We start from the raw sequence: 11626 nt of genomic DNA, 5'->3' as shown, positions 1-11626 counted from the left end.
GCCAATTATGCTTGACGGCCCCGGCAACATGCACCATCGTGACATGGAAACGGTTCGTGACTTGGAGACGACTCTTTAGGAATCGCTCTGTGGCAATGGGATTGACTCGTCGATGACCTCGTCGAATAGTCTGAACGCCTCGTCGGAAGGCATCTGGAGACTTTGTACTCGGCCGTCTTCGAATACGGCGATCGGCATGGGGCCACCTTGAGGAATGACCCAGCCGTTATCATCCTTAGGTTGGAGAAAACAGAATATCCATCCGTTGCGTAGACGTCTGGCGGATACGATTATCGCGTTCCTGCTGTTATAGAGCCTTTGCGCCATGTTATATGCCCGTTCATAGGTGATTTCATGGTTCCTGCGATCCTGTTCCAGCTTCCTGCCGATGTCGCGGAGCCGTTTCAGCAGGTTGAGGAGCCAGCCTTTATCCAGCGATTCGCATATCGTGCCCTCGCCGAAACGTTCACGTCGTGTCAGCCATGTCATCAGCGCCTGCACCTGTTCGGCATTGAGATTGGAATAGTTGCCCGATTGCAGGGTCTTCCATGGGTTGATGCCGGACCTCTCCAACACCGGATAGCAGTCCGTGCATCCGGGGGTCGAGTAGATGAGATGCCACCAATGATCTACCGCAGGGCCGTAAGCACACCATCCCATGGGGGTCACGCCTTCCTCATGCGATTCGGGGTACACCCACTTGTACAGCTCGTTCGCCGGCCTGTCCAGTTGCGGGATCAGTTCGATGAAGGGGCCATATTTGAAGTCGAACGGCGTCTTATCGGATTGAAGTACGTCGCGCACATCCATGAGCAGAAATCCGAGATGATTCTTTCCGCGCCAGTTATGTGAATCCCTCCATCGATCGTCCGCCTGACCGTCCTTCGTCTGCTTGCCGAGGCCAACGCCCCAGATGGCATCGAACGGGGAACACTCGACCAACACCTGATTCCCGGTGTCCACCAATTGCCGAGCTAGATCGGGGTTCTGGGAGAATTTGAACATCAGAGCTTCGAACATGTAGCCACGTGATTCCTCAGTCCACACGGTTTCGTCGAAGTTCTGCACGTTGCGGCCTATCACCTTGTACTGGTACGGCTTCAATCCAGACTGGAGCACGGCATCCATAGCGGAACGGTCATGGAAACGCCATGCCTTGCGGAACATGAACCACTGTTCGCTGCACTCGAACCGCAGTTCCTTCACCGACCCGTCAGGTTCCTTCCAATCGACGATGAACGGTGCCGGATGGAAGTTAGAGGCCCAGTCCTCACCGTTCCAAAAACCGAAATAATGACGCTTCGGGCCATCCCATTCCTCGTGATCAAGCCTGTCGGCATCGTTTCGGCCCATCGCCGCATCGCGCCATGCGTCAACATCATCCACAGTCCAAATCGGTTTCATCATTGACCGCAATTCTTTGAATACCAGCATCTCTATCTCAAGTGTAGGCCACCGATTGTAGGTGGCTTTTCTTATGTCCGGATTCGGGCGGAAGGAGGCCGCATGGCCGAAGACAATAACGCCCCGAACGCCGGTGAACAGGACAGCTCGCCGCATGTCGAAGCGGCTGGAATGAGCACGTTCGACTTGGATGCGACGTTACGCGACCTGGCATCGGTGTCACACAGGTCGTATGGATGCCGTGCAGTACAAGGAGGTGCTGCGATATAGACAATGATGGTCGGTATCATAGCGATTATCTCGATATGATACCGACCATCATTCCAATCAAACGCCGCGAACGCAACGATTATTCATATCAACATGAACATCAATATGAATAATCGTTATTTCGTAAGACCACGTTCTACTTACGGCGCTTCTTCTCGCGGATGTTCACCGAGATCTGGATCGGCGTGCCCTCGAAACCGAACTCCTCGCGCAGACTGCGTTCGATGAAACGACGGTAGCCATGCTCAAGGAACCCGGTCGCGAAGATCACGAACCGCGGAGGACGGTTCGACGCCTGCGTGGCGAACAGGATGCGCGGCTGCTTGCCGCCACGCAGCGGATGCGGATGCGCGGCCTGGATCTGGCCGAGGAAGGCGTTGAGCTTGCCGGTGGGTATGCGCTTGTCCCAGGAGGCCAAAGCGGAACGCATGGCGCTCGCAAGACGGTTGGTGTGCCAGCCGGTCTTCGCGGACAGGTTCACACGCTGCGCCCATGTGACCCGGTTGAACTCCGTGGCCCACAGGCGTTCGATGCGTTGGCGGCCGAAATCGTCGAGCAGGTCCCATTTGTTGAACACGAGCACGATGGCACGCCCGGCGTCCACCGCCTGGCTCATGACCTTGAGGTCCTGGTCGGCGATCGGCTGGGACACGTCGAAGAGCACCAAGGCGAGTTCCGAACGTTCCAACGCGGCCTGCGTGCGCAGCGACGAATAGTATTCGGCGCCGGACAGCTTGTGCAGACGACGCTTGATGCCGGCCGTGTCGATGAACAGCCAGTCCTCGCCGTCGATGGTCACGACCTCGTCCACGGGGTCGCGCGTGGTGCCGGCCAGGTCGTTGACCACGGCACGGGTCTCCCCCGCCATCTGGTTCAGCAGCGACGACTTGCCCACGTTCGGACGTCCCACGAGCGCGATGCGACGCAGGTCGGTTGGCGTGAGCAGACCGGACGTCTTCTCCGCCTTCCGCAGCTTCTCCAGCGACTCGTCCAGCAGGTCGCCGATGCCTCGGCCGTGCATGGCGGAGATGGAGAACGGCTCGCCCAGACCGAGCTTCCAGAATTCGGCGGCCTGATACTCCTCCGCCTGCGAATCGATCTTGTTCACGGCGAGCGTGACCGGCTTGCCGGACTGACGCAGCATCTTCACGATGCGTTCGTCGCTGGCGGTCAGACCCACGGTGCCGTCCACCACAAGGACCACGGCGTCGGCAAGCTGCACGGCAATCTCGGCCTGGCTGGCGATGGACGACTCGATGCCCTCCACGTCGGCCTCCCAGCCGCCGGTGTCGACGAGCTTGAAATCGGTGCCGGCCCATTCGGCGTCATAGCTCACACGGTCGCGCGTCACGCCCGGTGTGTTCTCCACGACGGCGGCGCGACGGCCGAGGATGCGGTTCACCAGCGTGGACTTGCCCACGTTCGGCCGTCCCACCACGGCGAGCACGCCCACGGCCTTGGCCCGGGACTCATCCTCCGGCGTGGTGAACGCGCCGTCGACAAGACGCCGGTCCTCCGCGTCGAGCTCGTATTCGGTGAGGTTCGAGGCGTACTGTTCGTAGGCCTGCGTCTCCATGGCGTCCTCGACCATATGAATCAGCACATCAAGGGTCTCGGAGAAATCCATGTCGGAGTTGTCGACCGTGGTCACGCCCTCGGCGGCCGACATGAAGCTCGTCACCTTCGAATCGGCCTTGTCGCGGGCGGCCACGTTGTCGGCACCCACCTGCGAGGCGTTGCTCTGGCCGGTACGACGCGCCTGACGCACCTCCTCACGGGCGGTGAGCAGCACACGGACCTCGGCATCGGGCTCCACCACGGTGGTGATGTCACGGCCTTCCGCGACGACGCCGGCGCCATGCGAGAACGAGTCCTCGCCCGCCTCACGGGCGATGTATGCGCGCTGGGCGGCGATCAGCAGGCTGCGCACCGGCATGATGGACGATACGACGGACACATGCGACGACACCTCGCGGGAACGAATCGCCTCGGCTATGCTCACGCCGTCCGACGTCACATCGGGATGCTCCGGGTCGACGGAGATGTCGAAATGGTCTTCGGTGAAGAACCGGCCCACGGTGTCGACGATGCGATCGGCGTCGGGCTGCTCCGCATCCAGGTCGAGACCCTGGTTGAGGCACCACCACGTGGCGGCGCGGTACATGGCGCCGGTGTCGAGGTAGGCGAAGCCGAAATACGTGGCCAGGGCCTTCGACGTCGACGACTTGCCGACGCCTGCGGGACCGTCGATGGCGACTCGGATCACAGCCCGACCTCCTTCTCCAGCGACTTCACCTCGACCGGCGACAGCACACGGTACGAGCCCGGCTTGAGCTCGCCCAGCTTGATGGGGCCGATCTGCGTACGCACCAGACGCTTCACCGGGAACCCGATGGAGCCGAAGATGCGGCGGACGATGCGGTTGCGTCCGGAATGCAGCACCACACGCACCATCGTGTACTCACGGTTCTGGTCGAGGATCGAGCACCTGTCGAGCTTGACCCAGCCGTCATCGAGCTTGACGCCGGTGCGGACCAGACGACGGCACACGTTGCCGCCGAGCTTGCCCTCCACGGTGGCGATGTACGTCTTCGCGACCTCGTACTTGGGGTGCATGACATGCTGCGACAGCTCGCCGTCGTCGGTCATGAGGATAAGGCCCTCGGAATCGTAGTCGAGGCGTCCCATATGGAACACGCGCTCGTATTTGTCGCCGATGATGTCGCGAAGCGTCCAACGGCCCTTCGGATCGCTCATGGTGGACAGCACGCGCTTGGGCTTGTTCAGCGCAAGCGTCACGTGGTGGTCGTTGATGTGGACGCGCGAACCGTCCACCAGGATCTTCTGCCTCTTCGGATCGACGCGGGTTCCCAGCGTGGTCACCAGTTCGCCGTCGATCTCCACACGGCCCTCGGTGATGATCTGCTCGCACTTGCGTCGCGAACCATAGCCGGCCTGCGCCAGCACCTTCTGCAGGCGAATGCCCTCGGAAGCGTTGTTGTCTTCGGATGTGTTCATGGTTGAATGCTGCTCTGGCATCGTTCTCCCAACGTGGCCTTTCATAACTAGTACTCAACTGATCGTTGACTGTATCGATTGATGTTCACTTGAAATATGGTCGCCGTCCTCTCAGAGGATTCCCAGCGAATCATAGTGCTTTTATTCTAACCGGACGTCTGAACGACTGGTACTATGTGAGACGTTTGCAAGGACTAATTGAAGGACGATAATGTCACAGACACAAACGATTCCGGCCCAGACCTGCCATCCGCGCACGCTGAGCCCGTCCCCGGTCATCCGCGCGCTCGCCGAGCTCGCGGGCACCTTCCTCGTCTGCTTCGCGATCTACGCGGCCGGTTCGTACGGAATGATCATCTACGGCGCCAACGCGTTGTTCTTCGCCTTCGTCGTCGGCCTGTCGTACGCCGCCGCCACCGTGGTGTTCGCCAGGTTCTCCGGCGGGCACTTCAACCCCGCGGTCACGCTGGCCGCCGTACTCACGTCGAAGACCTCCTGGCTTGACGGCATCTTCTATCTCCTGGCCCAGCTTGTGGGCGCCGTCGCCGCAGGTTTCCTCGCGGTGAAGATACTGCCCACCGCCAAGAACGTCACACTGTCGGTGTGGCTGGGTTCGGCGGTCAACGGATACGGCGAGGGTTCCCCCTCCAACAGCGTGCTGAGCCAGGCCGGCGTCACCTTCGGCTTCAACGCCGCCATGGTCGTGGAGATTGCCATGGGATTGCTGGTGGTGGCTGCCACGTTCGTCACGCTCCGTCGTGACGGCTCCCCCATGCATTCGCACACGTCCGCCGTGGCGATCGCCTATGGTGCGGCCACGGCCGTCGCCTATCCGATCACGGGTGCGGGTCTCAACCCCGTTCGCTCCACCGGCATCGCACTGTTCGCCCACGGTCAGAACCTGACGGTCGATCCGCTCAGCCAGCTGTGGGTGTTCTGGGCCTGCCCGCTGCTGGCCGGTGCCATCGTGGCACTGGTCGCTCTGGTGTTCTCCACGTTGAACAAGACCAAGGTCGCCGGCGCCGAGGATTCCGATACGGAAATCACCGCCGGCGGGCTGCAGACGGTGGATCTCGACGACTCTGCCTCTGCCGACAGTGAGGCCACGACAGACGCCGACGAGGATTCCCCGGATTCCTCCGAGGAGGAGGCCCCCGCCGCGGAGCCCTCCGACGAGTCCGCCGCACAGACCAATCATGAGGAATCCCATAAGGAGCCCGGAAAAAACCTGGAATCCGATACTCCGTCTAAAGACGGTGATGCGGATGCCGCCGAACCGGCGACGGACAAGCGATAATTCTCCGGAATCCGCGTAACAACGATTTTGGGGGAACGGAATAAATCCGTTCCCCCATTTTTCATGCCAAATAATACCGGCCCGCCGATGATACGGACTACAACAGCATGATGCTGGCGTAGGTGGCCAGCAGGCCTATTCCGAGCGCGAAGCCGAAGAAACAGTCGAATCCGATCGAACGAATCTTCCAGGGACTTCTCTCATGTAGCAGCAGCCTGACCGTCGCGGAGACGATGGAGGCCACGGCAATCACAATCGTCGCCCAGAATATCTGGCCGCAGACGGCCAGAATCGCCGACAACGCCACGCATGCGGCGACGCCCCACTCATATGCGGGCTTGCCCTCATGCGCTTCGGAGACGTGTGGCGGTTCCGGCGCCTTCGGTTCGTTGCGTTTTCGTATACGCATCGACATGGCGTCCGATCAGTGGAAGAAGTGGCGGGTGCCGGTGACGTACATGGTCACGTTGGCCTTGCGGGCCGCCTCGAACACTTCCTCGTCGCGAATGGATCCGCCGGGCTGCACGATGGCTTTGACGCCGGCGTTGATGAGAATCTCGGCGCCGTCGGCGAACGGGAAGAACGCATCGGACGCGGCCACGGAGCCTTCGGTTCGGTTCGCGCCGTCGGCGAGCGTGTTCGCGCGATCCACGGCGAGATGGCAGGAGTCGACTCGATTGACCTGCCCCATGCCGATGCCGACGGTGGCCTGGTCATGGGCGACCAGGATGGCGTTGGACTTCACGCAGCGGATGGCGCGCCATGCGAACACGAGGTCCTTGAGCGTGGCTTCGTCGGCCGGTTCTCCGGAGACCAGCTTCCATGCATTCGGGTCGTCGCCCACCGCGTTGATGAGGTCGGTGGACTGGACGAGCAGTCCGCCGTCGATCTGGCGGATCTGGCGCTTGCTCCGCGGCGGCTCGCTCACTTTGAGGATGCGCAGGTTCTTCTTCTTGGTCTGCAGCAGTTCTAGCGCCTCCGGCTCATAATCGGGGGCGACGATGACCTCGGTGAAGATGGGGCGGACGTTCTGCGCCATCTCCAGCGTCACGGTGGAGTTCGCGGCGATGACGCCGCCATAGGCGCTCATCGGATCGCAGGCATGGGCCTTCTTGTGTGCTTCGGCCACGGTGGCGCCGAGCGCGAGACCACACGGGTTGTTGTGCTTGACCACGGCGACGGCGATGCTGGGGGCGAAGTCCCAGACGGCGCGCCACGCGGCGTCCGCGTCGACATAGTTGTTGTAGCTCATCGGCTTGCCACCAAGCTGTTCGGCGTGGGCGAAGCCATGCTGGTTCAGCGGATCGAGATACAGGGCGGCCTGCTGGTGCGGGTTCTCGCCGTAGCGGAGCACGTGGGTGCGGTCCCAGGTCTCGGTGAACGTCGGGGGGAAGAGCTTTTCGTCGACGACCGCATCCGCGGAATCCTGTCCGTCCGCGGCGTCAAGGGTGAAGGTCTGCGGCTTCGGCCACTGGTGGCGGGCCCATTCGATGATGGTGGCGTCGTAGGCGGCGGTGTGGGCGAATGCCTTGGCGGCAAGATAGCGGCGCTCCTCCAGCGTGAAGCCGTTGCCGTTCTCAATGCGCTGCGCCACGAGGGCGTAGTCGGCGGGGTCGGTGACGATGGCCACCGTGGCGCTGTTCTTGGCGGCACCGCGGACCATGGACGGGCCGCCGATGTCGATCTTCTCGATGGTGTCGGCCTCGTTCGCGCCGGAACGGACGGTGTCTGCGAACGGGTAGAGGTTGACGACGACGAGGTCGAACGGCTTGATGCCCAGCTCCTTGAGCTGAGCCTCATGCTCCGGGTTCGTCATATCGGCGAGGATTCCGGCGTGGATGTGCGGGTCAAGCGTCTTCACGCGTCCGTCAAGGCTTTCGGGGAATCCGGTGACCTTCTCCACGGGGGTGACGTTCACTCCCAGCTCGGCAAGCTTCCTGGCGGTGGAACCGGTGGACACGACCTCGGTCCCCGCGGTGACGAACGCCTTGGCCAGGACCTCGATGCCCTCCTTATGGAACACTGACACCAGTGCACGCTTGATGGGTCGCGTGGTGCTTGACATTACCTGTCCTCCTTGGTTGTCGGATGATGGTTTTCCGAAGCGATGCTACGGGAAGTTCTTGGTTTTACTGTAGAGGAACCGCCGGATTCCGGTTCCGAAGCCGACGTGTGCGGGAATCCGCCCGATACCATGCGGCGCGGCCGGATGTCGTCCGAATCCTCGCCGTCGTGCCGGACGTTGACGACGCCGGCAACCCTGTTCCCGCGCAGTTGCAGCACGGCGTAACGCAGGCATGCGATAACGACCGTCAGCAGCCATGCCGCCAGAAGCCCGATGGCGGCCGGACGCACGACGACCTGCGTGGACGAGGCCACGCTCACACCCACATGGGCGAGTCGCTCACGGCCCAACGACCCGTTGGACAGCAGGAACATCAGCGGCGTCGCCAGACTGATGATGATGCAGGAAAGACACAGCGACACCGCGGGGAATCCGAACCTGCGTGCGGTGTCCCACGACAGGAGTTTTCCGGAGGGATTGACGGCGAGCATGTCGAACCATGTGGGGGACATCAACGGCCATATGGAGACGATCATCGCGATCAGACACGGGAGCAGCATGAGGGCGATGCGCACGGCGTCGTCGCCGACCGCTTGGGGGAACACGCCGAACACGGGCACCGCCGGCATCGCCTGGCTGCTGTCCGCCCACAGTGAGAACGTGGCCGTCTCCCCGACGGAGAACCCGCCACCGCACACCCAGGAAAGCGCCCATACCACGCAGTTCGGCAGCCATATGAGGCATGCGATCGTGGTCATGACGGCCGATCCGGTGTCCATGCCGACGATGGTGTACATGTCGCCTACCGTTCCGGCATTGAGCACGATCCAGACCACGGTGACGACCGTTCCCGCAAGCAGAAGCCCGAGAAGCATGACCCCGCCGATGAACAGGCCCGTTCCGATGGCCCTACGCCACTCGGGGCCGATGAACGCCCAGTTCCGCGGACCGAAACGTTCGGCCGCGTCAGTGCCGGGAAGCCATGCGAACAGATAGCCGATGCTGAATACCAATACCGATTTGAGGATGGCGACGGCCGGAACGCCGACCACGGTGACGGACAGTGTGGCCAGCATCCACGCATGCAGCGCCGCCCATAGCGCGGCTCCTGAGCAATATCCGATTAGTGAGCAGCCGAAACGGAACGACACCGACCTGATGAGGATGATGAGCAACAGGGTGAGGCCCAGCGGGGTGAGGGTGAGATGAATCGTTTGGAAATCGACGCCGGTGCCTTGCGAAAGCAGTATGACCGACTTGGTGAATTCCATCGTGTAGTCGGTGAGGCCCTGACCGCCCTCCTCCATGGAGACGATCAGGAGCATCAAGGCGTTGAAGCACATCAACGCGATGGTGTATAGCGCCAGGGACAGGGCCGATGAGCCCAGTCCCCGGCAGAGACTCCTCAGATAGGGATTCATCGGATGCCGTGTGCCGCCATGATCTCGCGCATGATCTCCGCGGTCTGTCCCGGGGTGCGTCCCACGCGGATGCCGACGGCCTCCAAAGCCTCCTTCTTCTCCTTTGCGGTGCCCTTACCACCGGAGACGATGGCTCCGGCATGTCCCATCTGCTTGCCTTCGGGCGCGGTAAAGCCCGCGATATAGGCCACAAGGGGTTTCGTCATATGGTCCTTGGCCCATTCGGCGACCTCCTGCTCGGCACCGCCGCCGATTTCGCCGATCATGACCACGGCCTTGGTGTTGTCGTCCTCGTTGAACGCCTGCACGGCCTCCAGCAGCGTGGTGCCGACGATGGGGTCGCCACCGGCACCAAGTGCGGCGGTGAAGCCGAAGTCCGAGAGTTCACCCATAAGCTGATAGGTCAGGGTGCCGGACTTGGAGACCAGTCCCAACGGTCCGCGAGGCACGATGCCGTCGGGGATGATGCCGAGGTTGACGCCCTTGGCATCGGGTTCGGAGCCGAAGGTGACCAGTCCCGGGCAGTTGGGGCCGATGATGCGCGCACCGTGCTCGCGGGCCAGAGCCACGAAGTAGGCGGAGTCGGCGACGGGAATCCCTTCGGTGATGACGACGATAAGCTTGATGCCTGCCTCTATCGCCTCGACGACGGCCGATTTGGCGAAGCGCGGGGGAACGAACACCACGCTGGCCTTGGCGCCGGTGGCCTCCCTGGCTTCCTGGCAGGTGCCGTATACGGTGATGTCGGCGGTGGTGCCGTCCGCGAGGTCAAAAGGCACGGTGGTTCCGGCCTTGCGGGGGTTCACGCCACCCACGATGTTCGTTCCGGCGTTGAGCATGCGCGCCGTGTGGGTCATGCCCTGATGGCCGGTCATACCCTGGACGATGACCGGGGCACCGTCTTCGATGAATAGCGTCATCGTGCGTCTCCCTTCATGGCATTGGCCGCCAGCTCGGCAGCCGTCGCCGCAGCTTCCTCCATGGTCTGCGCGACCTGGATGTGCGGATTGTTCGCATCGGCGAGGATCCGCAGGCCCTCCTTCGCCTTGTTGCCGTCGAAACGCACGACGATGGGCCGGATGTTGTCCATCGATCCGATGGCCTCGAGGATGCCGTTGGCCACCTCCTCGCAGGAGGTGATGCCGCCGTACACGTTGATGAACACCGAACGGACCTTGGTGTCGGAGAGTACGATTTCGAGGCTTTCGGCCATCACCGCGGCCGATGCGCCGCCGCCGATGTCGAGGAAGTTCGCGGGCTTCACATCGGTCCCCTGCGTCTCCCCGGCTCCGGCGACCGCATCCAGGGAGCTCATGACGAGCCCCGCCCCGTTGCCGATGATGCCGACCTGGCCGTCAAGATGCACGTAGTGCAGTCCGAGCGCGCGGGCCTTGTTCTCCAGCGGATCGCCCTCGGTGGGGTCGACGAAGCGCTTCCATCCGTCATGCCGGTATGCGGCGTTGTCGTCGAGGGAGATCTTGGCGTCGAGGGCGCACAGCGACTTCGAGGACTCGTCGTCGGGATCGCCCACCTTGGCAAGCGGGTTGATCTCCACCAGGGTGGCGTCGGTGTTGTGGAACGCCTGCCACATCTTCAGGAGGATATCGGCCGCCTGGTCGCCGTCGGCATGGTAGAAGCCGATCTGCTCGGCCATATGCTTGGCCGCCGCGAAGTCGAAATCCTCAAGGGGATCGATATGCAGGCGCTTGACGGACTCGGGATGCGCCTTGGCGATTTCCTCGACCTCGGTGCCGCCGTTGGCGGTCGCCAGCACGTCGTAATCGCGTGACGTACGGTCGACGGAGATGGAGACATAGTATTCGTGGATGATGTTCTTGGCCTCGGCCACCAATACGCCGTTGACCTTATGACCGTGGATGGTCATGGGGAACAGCTGCTCGGAGGCGAGAATCGCCTCGTCGAGATCATGCGCCAGCTTGACGCCGCCCGCCTGGCCACGATGACCGATCTTCACCTGCGCCTTGATGACGCAGGGGAATCCGATCTGCTTTGTGGCCTCGGCCACGTCATGCGAATTCTGTGCGTAGATTGCGCGAGGGGTCGGGATGCCGGCCTCTTCGAGCAGTTCGCGCGCTTGATGTTCATACAGATCCATCAGAACTGTTCCCCTTGTTTCCTTTCAAAACGACT

The 11626-nt window shown here is 62.2% G+C and carries 9 protein-coding genes; 1 reads left to right on the top strand and 8 read right to left on the bottom strand.

Going from position 1 to position 11626, the window contains the following annotated elements; translation table 11 throughout:
* Positions 1 to 75: 75 nt before the first annotated feature.
* From ybiA to KIH77_RS05205, 3 genes are all read right to left on the bottom strand, one after another.
* Positions 76 to 1434, bottom strand: a complete 1359-nt coding sequence (gene ybiA, locus KIH77_RS05215) for a riboflavin biosynthesis intermediates N-glycosidase (protein WP_219100045.1) — start codon at positions 1432 to 1434, stop codon at positions 76 to 78.
* Positions 1435 to 1810: 376 nt separating this feature from the next.
* Positions 1811 to 3940 (bottom strand): bifunctional cytidylate kinase/GTPase Der, encoded by a 2130-nt coding sequence (der, locus tag KIH77_RS05210; protein ID WP_219100044.1) that lies wholly within the window; start codon positions 3938 to 3940, stop codon positions 1811 to 1813.
* Positions 3937 to 4692 carry a pseudouridine synthase gene (locus KIH77_RS05205; RefSeq protein ID WP_308283261.1) on the bottom strand — a complete coding sequence of 252 codons (756 nt, stop codon included), beginning with the start codon at positions 4690 to 4692 and terminating at the stop codon, positions 3937 to 3939. The genes der and KIH77_RS05205 overlap by 4 nt, the downstream gene beginning before the upstream one ends.
* A 211-nt stretch (positions 4693 to 4903) precedes the next feature.
* Here KIH77_RS05205 and KIH77_RS05200 point away from each other — a divergent pair, with 211 nt between their 5' ends.
* Positions 4904 to 5989 carry an aquaporin gene (locus KIH77_RS05200; RefSeq protein WP_219100042.1) on the top strand — a complete coding sequence of 362 codons (1086 nt, stop codon included), beginning with the start codon at positions 4904 to 4906 and terminating at the stop codon, positions 5987 to 5989.
* Positions 5990 to 6086: 97 nt separating this feature from the next.
* Here the strand turns inward: KIH77_RS05200 and KIH77_RS05195 are convergent, their stop codons facing one another.
* Genes KIH77_RS05195 through sucC form a run of 5 tightly spaced genes read right to left on the bottom strand, consistent with a single transcriptional unit; the run spans position 6087 to position 11591 of the window.
* The gene (locus KIH77_RS05195) at positions 6087 to 6398 is read right to left on the bottom strand and encodes a DUF3017 domain-containing protein (protein ID WP_219100041.1); all 312 of its coding nucleotides are present in this window, start codon (positions 6396 to 6398) and stop codon (positions 6087 to 6089) included.
* Positions 6399 to 6413: 15 nt separating this feature from the next.
* Positions 6414 to 8054, bottom strand: a complete 1641-nt coding sequence (gene purH / locus KIH77_RS05190) for a bifunctional phosphoribosylaminoimidazolecarboxamide formyltransferase/IMP cyclohydrolase (RefSeq protein WP_219100040.1) — start codon at positions 8052 to 8054, stop codon at positions 6414 to 6416.
* Positions 8054 to 9475 (bottom strand): cell division protein PerM, encoded by a 1422-nt coding sequence (locus KIH77_RS05185; protein WP_219100039.1) that lies wholly within the window; start codon positions 9473 to 9475, stop codon positions 8054 to 8056. The genes purH and KIH77_RS05185 overlap by 1 nt, the downstream gene beginning before the upstream one ends.
* On the bottom strand, positions 9472 to 10395 hold the full coding sequence (gene sucD / locus KIH77_RS05180; protein ID WP_219100038.1) for a succinate--CoA ligase subunit alpha: 924 nt from the start codon (positions 10393 to 10395) through the stop codon (positions 9472 to 9474). The genes KIH77_RS05185 and sucD overlap by 4 nt, the downstream gene beginning before the upstream one ends.
* Positions 10392 to 11591 (bottom strand): ADP-forming succinate--CoA ligase subunit beta, encoded by a 1200-nt coding sequence (sucC, locus tag KIH77_RS05175; protein ID WP_219100037.1) that lies wholly within the window; start codon positions 11589 to 11591, stop codon positions 10392 to 10394. Before sucC ends, sucD begins: the two co-directional genes overlap by 4 nt.
* Positions 11592 to 11626 lie beyond the last annotated feature (35 nt).

The organism is Bifidobacterium pluvialisilvae (assembly GCF_019331695.1).
Taxonomy (GTDB): Bacteria; Actinomycetota; Actinomycetes; order Actinomycetales; family Bifidobacteriaceae; genus Galliscardovia; species Galliscardovia pluvialisilvae.
This window is presented reverse-complemented; position numbering and strand designations above follow the sequence as displayed.